Annotated in this window: 8 protein-coding genes; 2 read left to right on the top strand and 6 right to left on the bottom strand. The window is 46.2% G+C overall.

The features are described from left to right. Positions 1–119: 119 nt before the first annotated feature. The 5 genes from NIES208_RS00640 to NIES208_RS00620 form a co-directional block, all read right to left on the bottom strand. Positions 120–1,949, bottom strand: coding sequence for a right-handed parallel beta-helix repeat-containing protein (locus NIES208_RS00640; protein WP_075888681.1), 1,830 nt, complete (start codon positions 1,947–1,949; stop codon positions 120–122). Then, positions 1,946–6,595, bottom strand: coding sequence for a hypothetical protein (locus NIES208_RS00635; RefSeq protein WP_075888679.1), 4,650 nt, complete (start codon positions 6,593–6,595; stop codon positions 1,946–1,948). The genes NIES208_RS00640 and NIES208_RS00635 overlap by 4 nt, the downstream gene beginning before the upstream one ends. Then, on the bottom strand, positions 6,595–8,121 hold the full coding sequence (locus NIES208_RS00630) for a DUF11 domain-containing protein (protein WP_075888677.1): 1,527 nt from the start codon (positions 8,119–8,121) through the stop codon (positions 6,595–6,597). Before NIES208_RS00630 ends, NIES208_RS00635 begins: the two co-directional genes overlap by 1 nt. Positions 8,122–8,211: 90 nt before the next feature. After that, positions 8,212–8,778, bottom strand: coding sequence for a DUF11 domain-containing protein (locus NIES208_RS00625; protein WP_075888675.1), 567 nt, complete (start codon positions 8,776–8,778; stop codon positions 8,212–8,214). A gap of 191 nt (positions 8,779–8,969) precedes the next feature. Further along, on the bottom strand, positions 8,970–11,585 hold the full coding sequence (locus NIES208_RS00620) for a DUF7925 domain-containing protein (protein WP_084176475.1): 2,616 nt from the start codon (positions 11,583–11,585) through the stop codon (positions 8,970–8,972). A 1,325-nt stretch (positions 11,586–12,910) separates the two neighbouring features. Here NIES208_RS00620 and NIES208_RS00610 point away from each other — a divergent pair. Both NIES208_RS00610 and NIES208_RS00605 read left to right on the top strand, forming a co-directional pair. Next, positions 12,911–13,699 (top strand): vWA domain-containing protein, encoded by a 789-nt coding sequence (locus NIES208_RS00610; protein ID WP_084176474.1) that lies wholly within the window; start codon positions 12,911–12,913, stop codon positions 13,697–13,699. Further along, a complete protein-coding gene (locus NIES208_RS00605; protein ID WP_075888667.1) occupies positions 13,696–15,228 on the top strand; it encodes a pentapeptide repeat-containing protein in 1,533 nt (510 codons plus the stop codon). The genes NIES208_RS00610 and NIES208_RS00605 overlap by 4 nt, the downstream gene beginning before the upstream one ends. Here the strand turns inward: NIES208_RS00605 and NIES208_RS00600 are convergent. Further along, on the bottom strand, positions 15,225–19,022 hold the full coding sequence (locus tag NIES208_RS00600; protein WP_139324949.1) for a hydantoinase B/oxoprolinase family protein: 3,798 nt from the start codon (positions 19,020–19,022) through the stop codon (positions 15,225–15,227). The two genes, NIES208_RS00605 and NIES208_RS00600, sit on opposite strands and share 4 nt — an antisense overlap. Between the last annotated feature and the right edge of the window lie 4 nt (positions 19,023–19,026).

Here is a 19,026-nt window from a genome sequence, read left to right as displayed (position 1 = left end):
TTATTCGTTGGCATAAATCTAACTAGACGAGGCTCATTGTGTAATGGAATGTATAGATGACTGCAAGGCTTGAGATTTTTCAGGAATAGCCCAATTTATCTCTTGTCTTTTGTAGATTGTCATTCTGGTTCAGTATCTAGAATTGCAAATTCATGGCACACTTTTTTTGCGGTAGTTACAGGGGAAGTTGCTTTCGGGAAATCTCGAGACGTATCCTCGAATGAACGAATAACAATATTTTCAGCGGGTTCTGATGTGCCATATGTCGGGTCTGTGGCAATAGCGGATAGGCGATCGCCCAGTTCCCATTCGGTGAGGGCAAGGGAAAAATGTCCTTCTTCATCGGTAGTCGTTTGGGTAAGAAATTCATTGAGGGGGCCAAATTCTGAGGTGGGCTCAAGGACACGGTAAAAGTCAATCGTGACCTTGGGATCGGCAATACCGGAAATCACGACTTCTTGGCCAAAGGGAAAAAATTCTGGATTCGCAAAGTGAGGGGCATTAACCGCGCCATTGCCTGTATCAATGCGCCTGTTTTTTGAGTCGCGCCAAGGGTTTGCGCCATCACCGTCTTGGTAGGTATGGATATCGATGGTTCTGCGGGTCGCGAGATCAATGCTTAAGCCTTGCAAATTGGCAAATATATTGTCGGTAATGAGATTGCCTTGGCTACGGGGATAGGCGGCGACCACAACGCCAGAACCGCCTTGGTTCATAATTGTATTGCCTGTGACTTCGTGTTCTGAACCCATTAGATAAATTGCGGCGATGCCGTCATCGGGATGGGTGAGCACAAATTCTCGTTCGTTGCGCGAGCCGTTGCCATCAAATAAATTGTTTTTAACGGCGATCGCCCCTTCTGGTTTAAAGAGAAAAATACCTGCACCACTGTTACCGCAAAAGCGGTTGTTTACCAGAGAAGTTCCAGCAATATCGCCTTCGAGACGTACAGCATCTCGTAAACCGTTACCGCCATTTGCTAAGAATAAATTATCGGCAATGACGACTGATTCGGCGACTTTTCCCGTCAGAATGCCACTGCCATTGAGGTTAAGAAATTCGTTATTCGTGACCGTCGCGGCGATCGCATCGTAAAGCACCAAGCCAAAACTAAGGGTAGGTTGAGTTTCTAGCAATTGCTCTGGAGTCATTCCAAAAATATTGTTTTCAATCCGCACGTTCTGGGGGGCTTCAACCTGGACAATATCCGGTAAACGCCAGAGGTCATAAAGCATCTGACCAGTACTAATAACGACGGCTCCAACGAAGGGATAAGCTTTATAAGCGCTGCTGTGGAAACCATAAAACTGAAAATCTTTGATGGTAATGTCATCGGCAATAACGGAGAAGCCAATCGGCAAACCATATTTCAGCTTTTCACCTTCTGGCATGTAACGATCAATGCTGTCGCCATCAAAGTTATTTAAGATGTTTTCGTCGTCAAGGGCATCGTCGTCAAGCTCATTGGCACTGGCAATCACCGCAAGGTCTGGGGTTAAAACAACCTTCGCATCGCCGTTAAGGCTCCCATCAAGAACTAAGCCCGTCTGACGTAATGGCGGAAGTTCATTCTGGAGATAAATGGTTTGAGTCCCAACTAGATCAAAAGTAATCGAAGAATAGTCGGCTTGGGGTTGAATTTGTTGCTTTTCTAAATCAGATAGTTCGGCGAATGAAATCTCGTTATTTGTGAGGGCGATCGCCTCCCGTAATGTCAAACTGCTATCGGGTGTAATTTCACCATCAGCAACACTATTCACCACAATGGCGTAGGTTGCTTCACTGGCAGGCCGCATCGGCACTTCGTCGGGATTGGAATACACAGCATCTGGATACTCAGTCGTAGAAGCAAGGGTATTCGTACTAGACATCCCCCACATTAACAATGGCAAAGCTGCGGTGAATGACATTAAATGTTGTGGCACTGTGGATAACTTTATCGGCTTCATAGTTGACCTCCCAAATCATTGCTCTGGTTCATTAGGCGATCAAAGTCAATGACCTCACCGCGCAATTCCTGCTGCTGGGCAGTGGCCTCCAGAATAGTGTCGAGGGTTTCCACATCACGACCTAAGAGGAAACTTAAGGCACTTTCTAGTTGACGCGCTTCGAGATAACTCAATTGAGCAACCGTGTCTTCAGTCACGTCAGTAGGAGCAAGAGCAAGGGTATCGCGATCATCAGTGAAGAAGCTAAAGTCTCGCACGGTCATCGCTTCAGATTCAGGCAGTTGCGACAAAATCAAACCATTCGCAAAGCCATCTGTGAGATCCAGATTGACGCTTGTCAGGGTGAGCATATCCATATTCATCCACTGGTCAGTATTGAAGAAGGTTAAGTCTGTTTCATCATTGGGAATACGGCGATCGCCTAAAATTAGTTCTTCTTCCGGTCTCACCTCAGTCGTAAAGAAGTCTTCAGTAATATTTTCAGCTTCATCAACCCGGCGATCGCCTAAAAGCATGTCCCTAGCTTCACGATCCAACGTTGCTTCTCGAACCAAAATGTCACCCAACCCTTCAGACGGCACAGCCAAAGGCGCAAAACTAAAAAGTGGATCATCATCAAAATTACGAGGAACGACAGCCGTTGTTTCAAGCCCTTCCGGTTCTTCGACATTCGTAGAAGCCTGCTCTACAACCTCAGAAACCACAGGATTAACCGCGACAATATTCTCTTCCAGTTCAGCCTGACGTGCCGCCAAAGAAGGCAAACCTTCACCTAACAACGTCCCAACAAACTCACTACTGAGCTGACTCGACAACAACTCAAACGTCTCAGCTGAACCGATGAGCGCAAAACCAACAAGTCTGTCTTCCCGCTGTTCTTGAACAGTATTACGCGCCATCTGACCGAGAGAACGAATAACAATACGATTTCCTTGAATACCTTTGCTGAGGAGATACTTACGAGCAGTTTGGAGACGCTGCGCCTCAATATTGTCAGGCGTTAACTCCGCAAGGGGCGGCAACTCACCTTGAATATCAATATTTAAATCAGGATACTGGTGCATCACCGTAATCAAACTATCCAAAACCACCTGTCCCTTACGAGACATTGAAGTTGCATTAGGCGAAAATTCAATAGTTTGGGAAACATTGAGCCGTAAAGGTTGTGACGGCAAAGCTGCTTGCAATGTAATGTCTTCTTCAGCTTCAGTATTTTCCACCATCAACTGACGACGTACCTGAGGTGTAGGCAAAGGCTCTTGTAAACCAAACCCACCAAAGAGCCGATCTAACTTCAATGTTGCCGCCGCATACAAACCACTATCAGCCCGTGTACCGTCAAAATCGCGGTCTTGATTAATTTCACCAGAGCTATACCCCACAGCCAACCTTAAATTTGGAGTGGGATGAAAACCCACTTCTCCGAGCCAACCCATTTCATCATAACCAGCAGAAAACTGACGAATCCAACGTCCCCCAAAGGTTAAATCCACCCAACGATTCATTTGATACCTTGCCCGTACCTGAGCCAAGCCAAGGGAGCTACTAGCACTAAAGTTATCTGCTAAATCAATACTGGAGTGACGGTAGGCAAGTTTTGAATAAAATTCCCACTGCCAATTGGGCGCATAGATCATCTCGCCAGCAAAGATATGTTCACGCAAACTGTTGCCGGTTCCCAGTAATAGCGTTTCGGGAATGGTGTCAGGATTATGACGATATTCGTATTTCACTAAGGCATTAAACTTATCGCTGTAGGGATTACGGTAAGCCAGACCTAAGCGAATATCTGTGCTGGCCGGTAAATCTCTGGTTGCCTTGCCCGCAGCAAAACGTCGGTCAATATTAAATAAAGTTGTTAAAGAGGGCGAAACTTTACCCAACAATGATGCAGAGACATTAGAGGTTTGACCACCATTGGTATTGCGCCATTCGTATAAAGCTTCCGCCTTGAAATTCGGGTTATCGGTGTAACTTGCCCGCAGACTCAAGCTATCGCCATCCCGCACCCGTGTGGAGCGACTACCGCCTTGGGACACGGAACCATCGCCGCCAAAGAATAAGTTACCGACAACTTTTTCGTAGGCTGCATCGACGTGAAAACCGGGGAAGACTGTCCAGCGCTGTCTAATGCCAAAGCCAAGGCTGTCTTCGATACCAGTGCTGAAGTTTTCAAAGCGATAGCGCCCAGTAAAGACTGCGTTTTTCCAGAGTTGATATTGACCTCCAAGATCAATACTCGTCGTTGATTGTCCGGCGAGGCTACCTCTGGTGTACCAGTTTTGCTTAAGGCCGAGATTTACACCGGAAAGAATTTTCCAGTCAAAGCCGACTTGGGTTCTGTCGTTATAAACGGCATCTGTGTCACCTGAGAGGGTTGTTTCGTTACTGATACTAAAGCGTAAGTTGTCTCTTAGGGGTGTGGTAAAGCGGCTACGTAGCTGTGTGGAATTGCCGCTATTGTCTGGGTTGATGCGGTCTTCGCGATCGCGGTAAATCAGGTCTAGGGTGAGGTTAGATTTGCCAATTTTTTGGAGCAAGCCACCGGAAATCGTAGTTAAGCTGTTGTCCACAAAACCGTCGGCGATCGCCTCATCGTCAGCAGCTAATAAATCTCCAAGGGTGACAATCGGACGAATATTAACGCCGTCATTATTTTCATGATCATACTTGAAGCGTAGCTGAGTACTGTTAGAAATTTTGGCATCTAGCTCTGCACCATAGCGCGTCTGCCCGGGAACAAAGCTAATGGTAGATTCATTGGCAAATTCCGTATCGGCGTGACGGTAATAAGCACGTCCAGAAATATTGTCGCTAAATTGCCCAATAAAATCTAAGCGATAAGCCGAGCCGGAAACATTACCCAGCTCTGTCGAATCGTTGGTGCTCCGGGCATACTCACCTGTGAACAAATAATTTTTGCCAAAGGAAATTTGAGAGTCAACACCAAAGACTTCAAGATCTCGCTCGCCTTTATCTTCGTGGAAATAGGTTGTGCCGAGCCAACTCTCAGCGCCTGTCTCGCGGCTAAAGTTATATCTTAAGCGACCTGCATAGAGCTTATTGTCACTATCGGTTTCGTGCTGGTAACTGGCCACAATGCGGCGGACAAGCAGCGCCCCTTCGTCACTAAATTCTGTCCGTAACATCGGATCCGTGAAAACGACGCTACCGCGGTCATAGTCAATGTCGTAGTCAATGCCGCGCTGGAGGCGATCGCGCTGGAGTACAGTGCCGGGGCGCTCTAATTCTTCTAGTTCTACATAAATTTCTTCACTACCCGGTACAACAAAACGTTGGGTCAGGAAGTAAAAACCAGTGGTGCCATCGGGCAAGAGGGTATCTCTCTGGAAAGATTCGCCTCCCTGACTGAAAAGGCCGGAAATCTGTAGATCACCAAGGTTGTAATTAAGCTTTGCACCATGCAGCTGCCGACTGAGGGCACTAAACTCTTGGGAGGCATTGGCAAACTCTCGCCTAGTACTGTAGTCTCCCCACATGATGTAGTCGGGGTCGGCATTCAAAATGCCGGGAGAACGCTCAAATCTGATAAATAGTTGATCTTGGGAAGGGGTGAGATTCGAAACGGTAGACTCATCACCATAAGTGGGATAAGGTTCTTCTGATTTTTGATCAGCGCGGTACAAGCGGTTTGTGCAGGTTTCACAGGCTTCATTGAGGGGGCGATCGCCATTAAAGGCAGCAGTTAGCAGCCAATCACCAACTGCCCCAATAGCAAAGGCCGCACCATCAACATCAATGACCGTTTTGCCATCAGAGTCCGGATCGAGAAACTCACTAAAGCTACCGTAATAATTAGTATTCTCAGCACCGATACGCACATCAATGACACCCGTCAACAAACTCGGACGTAATGCCGTCTCAAACTGCACCTGAGTAAAAGCTTCTAAACCCAGCAAATCAGCCCGAATCTGAACAGTGCCACTTTCTAAAGAAGATTGGAGCGTTGCCTCAAATTGACCATCCTTCGCATCTACCTGAAAGCCTTCAGCATCAGGCTCGGCATCCACCCCCACAAATTCTCCAGAGGACGAGACTAAAGTAATTAGTCCACCACGATTGGAAATATTCCCATTATCGTCTAATAAAAAACCCTGAACTGTAACCGTAGAACGACCGTCTGCAGGTACTCGCTGTTCGACTGTAGTGAGCCTTAAATCAGCGATCATCCCGGGTGCTTGGAGTGTAATTTCATCGGTGGTTGTCTCGCCATCTTTTGTGGCGATCGCCGTCAGGATATTATCACCATCCTTAAAAATCACACCAAACCAAGTCTGACGAACAATACCCTGAGCAGAATCAGTCTGTAACTGACCCACCTGATTCGCATCAATAGGACGACCATTAACCTGTAACGTCACCTGGCTACCAATGGGAGCCTCAATCACAACCGCAGATGAATTACTCTTCAGTACTGCGCCCATCGTAGGACTCAGAATTTTTACAGCACTCACACCATCAGTATCAGCAACAGAACCATCTTCAACCCGACTCTCCACCTGGGCAAATAGCAGCGGCGATGGTAAAAACTCTGAATTTGACGCAACAGGAATAGCAACAGCAGGCGTAACCAGACCCGGAACAATGAGCGCAGTTAATAAAGTAGAAGTAGATAATGACTGCATTAGCGTGCCCCCTCAACTACTGGAGTGACCGCAAAATTTAATCGAGCCAGACCACCCGGCTCCACACGAACCGCCTGACTTTGACTTTCTTTCCTCAAAATGTAGGGATTCGGGGCTAAGGTATAACCCGGAACACTCGTTAGATCCAATGCACCAGTGTGCCAACCGGGATAAACATTCGCAACAGAAAAAAGACCATCTTTATCCGTCACGATCCGGTTGCCGTTTTCCATAAAAACCACAGCATTAGGAACACCCGGCTCACCAAACTGCTGCTCCCCATCAAAATTTTTATCGACAAATACCCGCCCAATAATTGTGCCGAGATCAGACAACAAATCTTCTCGAATATCTACCTCGAAAATCGCCGGCCCATCATTCGCCACAAAACTATTGTCCGTGCGATCGCCAGACGCTAAAGCAACATTTCGACCATCACCCCGCAAAGCATCAGGATTCACTTCCGTGACATAGGCAATCCTAGCCACAGGATTATTACTGGGATCAGCATTACCCGGTAAACCCTCTTGAAACTCAAAACTAACACTACGGCCATTAACAACCGTTGTAATCGGCGTAGAATTATCACCAATCTGAGCCTGTACCGAATCCTCTAACAGCGAAAAACCACGAGGTAAACGATCATTGACAGTAACATTCTCCAGAGTTGAAGTACTCAGATTTTCAATCGTAATCTGATAAACCACAAAACTACCAGGTTGCGTTGTCACCCTATCCGCCGTCTTGCGAATGCGAATGGCCTGACTTTGGCACAGTGGTGTGACCGCAGTAGTCAAGAAAATCGCATTTTGCTGCCCCTGAGGCACAACAATTTCCTTCGCAATAGGGACAGAATCTTCCACACTAAGAGGCAATCCATCCAAGGAAATAGCTCGATAAGTCAATTGCTCTGACCCCACCCCACCAGTCAGTTGAAAATCAGCAATACGAATTCGGCGCTCATCCACTAGCAAATCTGGCGGCGGCTGAATAACGAGAATATACGCATCATCGGGTTGAATTTGTTCCGGAGACAAGAGGAAATTAAAGCGTCCTCGCAGATTTTCATCCAGGCTATCCGTTATGCCAACATCAAAAGGATTATCATTGCTTGGGTTCACATTAACAATGGTGCTATTCGCAAGATCCGCCGGTGACACACTTGGCAGATTTACCAAAGAGCCCAGTTCAGCTCCCGTCGATCCAGCGGCATTAAATAAAGCAACAGAAAAACCAGCATAGCTATCAAAAGGCACGCCCTCACAATCAACAATGAGACCTGTTGGGTCAATGAGAGCCCTTGCATCGGAATCAATATCAACTTGATTACTCAGAATATTGATGACAGTAGGATTATTAATCCCTTGATAAGAGGCCTGCGCTGTATTCGATAATGAAATACTATTGCCTTCTTCGATTTGGGCAAAGGCTGCATTGGGAAGAAAACCCAAAATCAAACTAGCCATAACAACCACGCGGGGCGATCGCCTTAACCAGTGCAAACTTTGCGGGAGAAATGTTCTCATTGCTTAGATATATTTTGGGTGTGGAGAAAGAATAGGAGAAAAATGTAGATGCAGCGGCTAACTTATTTCAAAAAATAAGGTCTTGTTTTTTTACTGAACACGAACTTGATACTGGCCATTCACACTTCCCTTTGCTGGGACTGCCGATCGAAATGTCCAGCGGACATGGGTATAGCGCTCAGCAGGAGCCGGACGTGTTTCGAAAGTGCCATCAGGTAGTCTGACCTGAATTGTCGGATTAGCCGTATATGTTTTGCCGCCATCAATGCTGTAGGTAATGGTTGCACCACCCACAGAAACAGCAGAGTCCATGACATAAACCATATTTGCTGGTAAATCATCAGTGAGGACTAAACCAGAAATCGGCTGTTCCGTACGATTGTTGCCACTGACCGTATACCGAATAATGTCACCAGGGCGGACAGTCGGAGCCCCTCGGAAAAATCCACCTTCTAGATTTCGCCAAGCAACCTCTTGTTGCCCACGCCAGTTTGTTCGAGTCACTTTCAGCTCGCCAACAAGCGCCAACTCAAGACTTTGCTCCTGCGTTTGGGCGATCGCCGGCTGGGATGATAATTGTGGGATATTGACTGGCGCAAAACTAGCAGCGATAGCCAAGCCAACACCCAAAGCAATTAGGGAAGAGCGTTTAGTCATAGATAAATCCTCTCTCATCAGAAGTTTTGCTAGAAAACAAAACCAAACTTTAATGTCTGTATTCACAAAGTAAGTCGGAAGGGGAAGCCAAAATTACTTTCAACTTTCCCCAGAGGAAAATCTAGTGCTGATTTAATAGCTCCAACTACTTATTCAAAACTAAAAAGCAACACTAAATTATTCTTGATCGGTTACTGAAGTTCACGTTGGAAGGTAAATGAACCGCTATCCTGAGGGTTTACATCACCCACAAGGTTGATATAACCTTGCACCGTTAAATCATCAGCTGGATCGGTTGTAGAGCCGGATGGTGCAGTGGGGTCAAAACCAGTGAAATTAGTATCAGTGGCACTGCTGTAGTAGTAGATGTCTCCATCAGTACGAGTCGCACCATTCTGATGAAGGGTATCCACTGTTCCATTAGCATCATTATCAAGCGCCCAATTGTTTGGGGCCGTTGTCCCATCCTCAGAGATAAAGAAGTTTGTCGCTGGCAAGAGGCCATTGCTAGTACCCACGCCATTGCCTTCAGAAATATTGGTATAAGTAATTCTATACTCAATGACTTGACCAATCTCAAGAGCCGGGAAACCATCTTCTGCATATGTGCCAGTAGCAGCAGGAAAAACTTGGGCACCTGTAGAATCTAGAATTCGTGCTTCTTTCAAAAGTTCGACGTAGCCTGCAGGGTATGCACGATCAATTGTTAAGTTAGAAGTAACTTCGTTATCAAATCCAGGATTTGTAGGATCATCCTCAGGAAATACGATTAAAGTAATCGGATAACTAGGTAACTCATTGACTGGAATGTCGTCTGCACTAGACAGTTCAGGGAATTGAACCCCCACTGTAACCTGCTGCGTTTCCTGTGCTGTTAGCTGGTCATCAAAAATAACTGGAATTCCGGGATTGTCAGGATTACCACCCGTGAAGTCAGGAGTGGTACCAGGTGCACTCCATGTCCCATCGGCTTGATACTCATAAAAAGCAGTATTTACACCATTAGTAATCCGAACAATAGTACCTGTGGGGATATCACCAGCTGCTGCTCCTGATTGAGCAATGTCTGCAGGTTCAACGGTCGCATCAGCGATAAAGCCCGATGTTGCTGGGTTTTGAATTGTATTCGTGTATACGATTTCAGGAGGGGTAAATGCATCAAAGTTTCCATCATTGTCTGCATCAACAGGGGTAAATGGGGCAGATTGGTTCGTAAAATCTGTGTCTTGAGTTCCATCAGGACCAACTGCACCTGCTGCTCCATCGGGACCTATCAAGATAGTGTCGTTAGCAGCAATAATTGTCAGAGGCAAACGATTCGGTTCACCACCACCGACTGCAGGATCTGTATCTGTACCAGTGTTTGTACCGTCATCAGTATCATCATCTGGTGGAGTACCGGGATCCCCAGTGTCATTATTTGGGTCATAGGGCGTTGGTGTACCATCATCACTAAAGTTGTTAGTGTTATCGTCACCAGACTCATCATAAACAATGTCATTAGGGTCGGCAGGATCGTCACCCTGGGTAATACCCAGCAATTGAGCCAAGTTGTAGATATTAAGGCCCGGTGCTGTACTAGTACTAGTGACTTGAACCGTAAAACTTAAGCTACCCGCTTCATTGGCAGTATCATATCCTGCGGCAAGAGAACCATCAAAGATAAAACCGATACGTGCGACATCAGCAAGAGTTGCTGGTTGCCCTATATTTGTACCAAAGCTTGTCCACCATCGCGCCTCTGTCGGTGCTTCATTCCCTGCTGTGGTTGGACTGTCAGTTGTATAAACAACACTCCATCCAGAAGGTAGGGTAGTGGAAGTTGAACTAAGTTGAGTGTCCGTCGGAATAGCATCTGAAACTAAAATGCGCTGGGCAGTAGCGCCGTCAAGGGTGATGTTGGTTCCAGCTAACGAACCGGGTTGGAAAAGGTTACTAGGATCAGTATCAGCTACGTCAACATCTAATTCGTAAGTGATGAGATCGTCACTGTAAGTCGTTAGATCTCCCTCAACGTAGTTTGTGTCGTTCTTTTCGACTCTGGCTAATGCGAGAGGATTGACGCTTGATGCGAAGGGAATACTTTGAGTTGCACTTGCCTCTCGTCGGCCATTCACAGGATCTGTCTGGAGAGTTGCTAAATCATTAGTATCAAGAGAGCCGTCAAAATCAACGTTTTGGTCTCCAACCGTTGGAGTATCACCAAGGGTAACAGAAACCGGATCTCCAGAATTAACGCCAGTAGCTGGAACTGTGCCGGTGACGATAACCAAGAAATCGTCGTCAGCTGGGACATCCACTGTTTCAAAATCTACATTACTGGGATTTAAGAAGGCTGTCCCATCGAATGTGTAAACCTCGTCAGACTCGATCGTTCCATTACCATTTTCATCGTATTCAACGCGAATATTACCGGCTGGGATTACGTCAAAATTCTCTGTACCAACATTTGTTGGAACACTGATCTGGTTTGTGTCGTTACCAGTATTGGTAACAGTGAAGGAAAAATCTAGGGTATCGCCGGCTTCAACAGCGCCACCATCCCGGTCAACTATTTGATCTGGTACTGCTGTAATACCTGCGACTTCCGCAACTGTAATAATGACAGTATTGGAGATCGCATCAATCTCATTACCATCAGGATCTTCGTAAGTTGCAGTTGCCCTATTGTTAATAGGCGTGCCAGCCGCTGTTCCGAGGGCTAAAACTTGGGGAATAAAGTGGAAGTTCCCCGTTACTAGCAGGCCGGCGACAAGGAAGGGAGAGACTGATCTTGACCACTTGGGCGATCGCTTGGGACTAGACAAAATTTTATATCCTCACATTCTTGGATAGGAGTTAACTGTTAAGGAAAAGCGTCCTTGGGGAGGAGAAATCACGATTTGGTGAAAACCTATCTGAGAAAGTGCAAGATCAAAATAATTTGATCCATCTTCCCCAATCTACGCTTCTACGTATTCACCAAACATTAAATCTCAACTCCTTAAGTAGGAAAAGCTTTTTTTACGAAAAATACAACTTCTCCGGATCTCACGTACCTAACAATACAGGAGAATTTAAAAAAGCAGTAAAAGTCAAGCACTTTTGCGTAGCTGATAAAATCATGATCGGCGAAAAGACAAATGATTCTTCACAAAGTAAAGAATTAAAGAATTTTTTCTGCAAAAATCAGGCATGACTTTGCCCGGCCTTAATAGAGAAATGTATGGGAGCAGGTCATGAGGTATTGAAGTAATACATTGTTTTTTGTAAATGGAACCCACAAAACTGCAAGTCCAAAACCAAGAATAAATCATCTACGTACGTATTGTTTTATGATGATATAGGATTCCCATTTCAACGAAAAAACGATCAAAGCTTTCAAAAAAAAATCGGCTTGTCTGTCATCTAAGATATTTTTGAGACTGGTTTTGTCCCAAAATTCTGCGGCCTCACAACTAGTTTGGGCATTTGCAATAGTGTCAAGCTTTCGGCTAAAGCATTGGAGAAAAGGCTGTATGTGATTGGATAGATTGGGTCATAGTGTATATAGATGTTGCGTTTGAGCTATGCGGTCTTTAATTAAGAAGCTGGCCATTTTTTCAACATCGCTGAGGCGCTCAGCTCTAATCAACCGCAAACATATTTGTTTGTCGAAGTACTGGTTTCTGATTTGGGTAGAGACGGCGGGCTCAAGGGATGTGCTGGGTGAGCGTTTTTTTCTAGTACTGTCCCAACTCATGACATCGAAATCAAGGTTATATTGTTGTTGTATTTCTTAGGGTTTTAAATCAAATCTGAGGGGTCTGGCTTAGGGATTATTCGGGTGCATCGCGGTGAGTTAATGTCTTGATAACTGTCGATCATGTATTTCGTGTTTTCGAAAGCCTAATAAAGTCTTTCTAGGGTCAATTTCTAAGCTTATCTAGGAAAATATTTATCTAAGAATAAGCAAAGATTTTGGGTCTTTGATTTGGTAATCAACTAACAATGGTGAAAGGCTTGGCTTGGGTATGATCACTTGTCAAGATTTAGCCAAAGGTTATGAAGTGTAAATTGTGCTTTTTCTGTTTTTTTTTGAGATATGGTTAAGGGAAATTCACTGCTCTAGGTAAGACATCTATGTGTTGAGGTTTAGGGCTTGGGGTATGCAATGTCCTACTTACGCCGAAGTCATAATGTGATGCGTTATTGCGCTAATGGCAAACTAGGGGATGAAATTGTTCCGACATTATCTCGGGTGGCATCTCTAGATATTTTGTTTTGTTTTGATACGACGGGTAGTATGTACCGTTTTTTGGAACGGGTACGCGGTGAGATATCTCACTTGTCGCAGGTGATTCGGGATTACATTCCGAAGTCAAGGGTAGGGGTCTTAGCCTACGGGGACTATTGTGATGCAAGGACTACCTACGTGACAAGGGGTTTGGATTTTACTGCGGATATTAGTCAGGTTTCTCGGTTTCTTCTGGGCACTAAAAAAACGGATGGTGGTGATTTTCCTGAGGCCATTGAGGAGGCTTTGTTTCGGGCAAATCAGATGGATTGGCGGCTGGGGAGTAGGCGGGCGATCGCCCTGATTGGGGATGCACCGCCCCATGGTGTGATTGATTCGGTAAAAAATTGTAAATATGGGCATTTTTGGCGGCAAGAGGTTCAGGTTTTGAAGCGTAAGGGCATTAAGCTTTATGCGATTCAGTGTGGTCGGCATCGGGATACGGAACGGGTTTTCCGGGAGATGGCACGGGAAACGGGTGGTGTTTACCTGAACTTGGCTCATATTAATGATTTGGTGGATTTGTTGATTGGGATTTGTATGGGGGAAGTGGGTTTGCTGATGACGTTTCATGAGCAACTACGGCGATCGCAGCAATTGACGACATCGAAAAAAAGTTTATTAAATTGTCTGGGTTCTGGCTCAGGGGAAGGGTTATTGCCGTGAACTATTATGAGATTTTAGGGGTTCCGGTTAGTGCGACCCAGAAAGAAATTAAGCAGGCATATCGCAAAAAAGCCATAGAAATTCATCCAGATAAACTCAGTGGTGACACGGCACAATCTCTACGTCAGTTGGCTGAGGAAAGGTTGAAAGAGCTTAATCTGATCTACGAAATTCTGTCTGAGCCGTCTCAACGGGAGGTTTATGACGATTCTCTGAATGACGATCGCCGTCAGGCATTGATTAGGGAGATTGATTATTTTTGTGATTTGGGGGAACTGGAGCAGGCGGTGGCGATCGCCAAAAATTTGTATGGGTTGTTTCCAGAAGACAGTGAATGTGGCGATATTCTTGCAGAGGTGCAATATGCGCTGGCTGTTGCCTTGTCCGAATCCGTCGAAGTGCAGGATCTATCCCTTGTCGAAACCTATTTAAAGCAGGCATTAGCTGTTGTCCATTCCCGTGAGTTGCGAGCACAGATCGAAGCTGATCTAGCACTTTTACAACATCGAAAAACAACGGCAGCAGCCGAGCAACCCCATTACACGACGACGACTAACGAAGAGACGATTACAACGGCGCGAGCAGTACGGCTATTACAAGCTGGAGAGGCGGGTATTCGAGCATGGAATTTATTTCGCCAATGTGAAACCTATGTGCCGGATCTAAGTGGCGTTGATCTCAGTGGTGCGGATTTGAGTGAGACGAATTTACAGGGGGTAAAACTCCACAAGGCAAAGTTGGCGGGTGTGCAGCTTACGGGGTCGAACCTTGATGGGGCGGATTTGTCGGAGGCGGATCTGTCGGGGGCGATCGCCGATCAGGCCAGTTTTATTGGGGCAAATCTCGATAGCGTGCAGTGGATTGACGGCAGCTTTAAAGGGAGTGATTTTTCCGAGGCAAAATTTGATAAAGCGACATTAAATCACGCTAATGCACAGCAGGCGATTTTTTGTGCGGCAAGTCTAAAGCAGGTGCAATGGCTCGAGGGAAATCTTGACGATACTCACTGTCACAAAGCTGATTTTTCTGGCGCGATTTTGACCAATACGAAGGCGAAAAAAAGTGTTTTTACCGAAGTCACTTTAGCCAATGCCCATTGGGAAAATGCCAATTTGAGTGATACCGATTTTTCTGGAGCGGATCTCGGTCGAGCTGAACTGACCAACGCCAATTTGCAGGGGACAACTTTTACCCAAGCACAGTTGGTCGGCACAAACCTCAACGGCAGTAATATCGCCTCTGGCAAAAGTTATTCTTATCATCATGTCGGGATTGATTTTGCGGGTTCTGATTTATCCTGTGCAACGTTGATTGGGGTCAATCTTTGTAAGTCGAATTTTAGTGATGCCAAGCTGCAAAACACAAAATTTGACCACGCCGATTTAGGAGGTTGTAGTTTGGCAAATGCGGCGATCGCTAACACGAGTTTGCTCGGCACAAATTTACGGGACGCGGATCTGACTGGCACAAAGTTTTATTTTGCTTACGTTGACATCGAAACTAATATTTCCGGCGCAAAAGGCATCTAATCAGGCTTACCGTAACCGCCACCGCCGGGTGTTCTAATTTCTAGGCGATCGCCGCTTTTCATTTCCACTTCAACGGTTGAATCTAATTGAGATTCTGTACCATCCGCGCGAATTAATTTATTTTCACCAGTTTTTGCTGAATTACCGCCGTTTAAGCCAAAGGACTGGATTTTACGGCGGCTGGATAAAATGGCTGCAGTCATCGGTTCACGGAATTGTAGGCGACGACTCACTCCATCACCACCGTGAAATTTGCCTTTGCCACCACTATTTTTACGAATCGAAAATTCTTCCAAAAGCACAGGGAAACGCCATTCGAGCACTTCAGGATCAGTGAGTCGGGAATTGGTCATATGGGTTTGCACAGCGTCTGTGCCGTGAAAGCCTTGCCCTGCACCTGATCCCCCGCAAATGGTTTCGTAATATTGGTACTTTTCATTGCCAAAGGTAAAATTGTTCATCGTGCCTTGGGATGCGGCTAAAACCCCTAACGCGCCATAAAGACAATCGGTAATGTTTTGAGAAATTTCCACATTGCCCGCCACGACCGCCGCGGGGTAAACGGGATTTAGTAAACAGCCTTCAGGGACAATTACCTTAATGGGTTTAAGACAGCCGTAATTTAACGGAATATTGTCTTGGACAAGGGTGCGAAAAACGTACAAAACCGCCGCTTGGGTAACAGCTTTCGGGGCATTGAAATTTGTCTCTGATTGGGGAGAAGTGCCCGTAAAATCAACGGTGATTTTTTCTTGTTTATGATCGATTTGAATAGAGACGGATAGGCGATCGCCACCATCCAGCTCCAAGCTAAATTCACCATTTTTCAGGGTCGGGATAATCTTTTTTACGGCAGCTTCGGCATTGTCCTGAACGTGTTGCATATAGGCTTGCACCGTTTCTAAGCCATACTGAGCGACGATACGATGCAGCTCCTGAACGCCTTTTTCGTTAGCGGCAATTTGGGCTTGGAGATCGGCAATATTTTGGGTGAGATTGCGGACGGGGTATTCGGCTTCGGTGAATAATTGAGTAACGGCTGCTTCTTGGAAAATGTTGTTTTTAACCAGCTGGAAATTGTCGATGAGGATGCCTTCTTCAGAAATGGTGTGGCTTTGGGGAGGCATGGATCCCGGCGTAATGCCGCCAAGATCGGCGTGGTGTCCACGGGATGCGACATAGAAAAGTGGTTGGGGAAATCCCCCTAAATCCCCCTTTGAAAGGGGGACTTCCGGAGAGAAAACAGGGGTGATAACAGTAACATCGGGGAGGTGTGTGCCGCCGTTGTAGGGATTGTTAAGCATATACACATCGCCCGGTTTTAAGTCATTTCCCTTCGCTTGAATGAGACTGTAAATGCTTTCGCTCATTGATCCCAGATGCACCGGAATGTGGGGCGCATTGGCAACGAGATGACCCTCCTGATCGAAAATTGCACAGGAAAAATCGAGGCGTTCTTTAATATTTACCGAGTAGCTCGTATTTTGTAAGGTCACGCCCATCTGCTCGGCGATCGCCCGAAAAAGATTATTAAAAATTTCGAGCTGCACAGGATCCGGTTCATTGATGTCTGATATCTGATATCTGATAACTGATAACTGTTCACTGTTCACTGTTTCAAGAACGAGATGGTTGTATTCAGTAACTTTTCCTTGCCAACCCCATTCGATCACGTTTGTTCCGGTGCTTTCAATGATTAACGCTGGGCTAGAAATTACATCGCCGGGTTGTAAGTTTTCTCGTAAATAAATTGGGGTATCTCGCCATTGACCTCCGCTGTACATTTGCACAGTTTCCACTGGTTTTGGAGGATGAGGCGATCGCCGAGTGATTTCTTTCTCAGTTGCCGTTTGAGTTTCACAAATTAATTCGAGAGTAACCAATTCAACGATTAGAGGTTTGTCTGGCAGGGTAAACCCGTAGCGTTGCTGATGAAGGGTTTCAAAGGCTTGGCGCATCGGTGCTAATTCATCAAAATCCACAATTAAGCTGGAATCTGTCCCCTGATATTTTAGGTGAACTTTTTTCTGAGTTTGGGAAGCCTCCGACGACACCTTTTGCTGGGCTAATTCCTGTTGGGCAAGATCTTGCAACTGTAAAAATTCTTGCTGGAGCGTTGCGATTAGAGCCGGATTTAAGGGCATTTCCAATGACTTTTCTTTGAGAATCCGCACCTCCGCCAGCCCAATCCCGTAGGCAGACAGCACTCCCGCAAAGGGGTGAATGAGAATCCGTTTCATCCCCAAAGTTGCGGCGATCCCACAGGCATGTTGACCGCCAGCCCCGCCGAAACAACACAGCGTATAGTCACTTATGTCGTAGCCCCGTTGGAGGGAAATTTGTTTAATGGCATTGCTCATGTTGTCCACGGCGATCGCCAAAAATCCGGCGGCAATTTCTTCTGCGTCTTGACCAAGATTTTTTGCTAACTGCTGAAATTTTTGCAGAACAATTTCTTTATTTAAAGGTTGATCACCATTACGCCCAAACACCTTCGGGAAAAACGCTGGCTGAATTTTGCCGAGCATCACATTACAATCCGTCACCGTCAGCTCACCGCCTTTGCCATAACAAGCAGGCCCCGGATTTGCCCCCGCCGACTCCGGCCCCACTCGAAACCGCGCCCCGTCAAACTGCACCAGCGAACCGCCCCCCGCCGCCACGGTGTGAATTGCCATCATCGGTGTCCGCAGCCGCACCCCGGCAATCTCTGTTTCTAGGCTCCGTTCATATTCGCCATCGTAGTGAGCCACATCCGTCGAAGTGCCCCCCATATCAAAGGTGATAATTTTCTCGAATCCGGCGATCGCCGCCGTTTTTACCGCGCCCACAATCCCTCCCGCTGGCCCCGACAGAATACTGTCTTTCCCTTGAAACTGACTTGCTTCTGCCAAACCCCCATTAGACTGCATAAACATGAGATTGATATCTCTTCCTCCCCCCTTTGACAAGGGAAGCTGGAGAGGATTATTTGGGTTGTCATAACCGATGGAGAATCCCCCTAAATCCCCCTTTGACAAGGGAAGCTGGAGAGGATTATTTGGGTTGTCGTAACCGACGGAGAATCCCCCTAAATCCCCCTTTGTAAGGGGGACTTTTTCCTGTAAAAAGCCAACCACTTGATCAACATAGCGACGCAAAATTGGTGACAAATAAGCATCCACCATCGTTGTATCGCCGCGACTAACGAGCTTCATCAGCGGACTAACTTCGTGGGAAAGTGAAATCTGCGTAAAACCAATCTCTTTGGCGATCGCCCCAATTTTTTGCTCATGATCTGGATAGCGATAACTATGCATCAACACCACACCACAACTGCGGATGCCTAAGTCAAAAGCCCTTTGTAAATCCTGCCGAATCTGTTCCGTATCTAAAAGTTGAAGAATGTCACCATGGGCATCGAGCCGCTCGTCCGCTTCAATAACCTGTTCGTAAAGCATTTCCGGCAACTGAATATTGAGCGCAAAAATATCTGGGCGATGTTGATAGCCAATGCGCAGCGCATCTCGCAATCCCTGCGTAATCACCAAAACAAGGCGATCGCCCTTCCGCTCCAGTAGGGCATTCGTTGCTACCGTTGTCCCCATTTTGATCACTTCGATTTGATTTAGGGGAATCGCTTCATCCGACGCTAAACCTAAAATATTTCGTATACCTTGCACCGGCGCATCGGGGTAAAGCTCAGGATTTTCCGACAATAATTTATGGGTAATAAGCTCGCCCGTTGGGGATTTCGCGACAATATCGGTGAATGTGCCACCCCGATCAATCCAAAATTGCCACACAGAAGACATTACT

Source organism: [Limnothrix rosea] IAM M-220, assembly GCF_001904615.1.
In the GTDB taxonomy this organism is placed as follows: domain Bacteria; phylum Cyanobacteriota; class Cyanobacteriia; order Cyanobacteriales; family MRBY01; genus MRBY01.
Note: the sequence above shows the minus strand (reverse complement) of the source record. Positions and strands in the feature narration are given on the sequence as shown.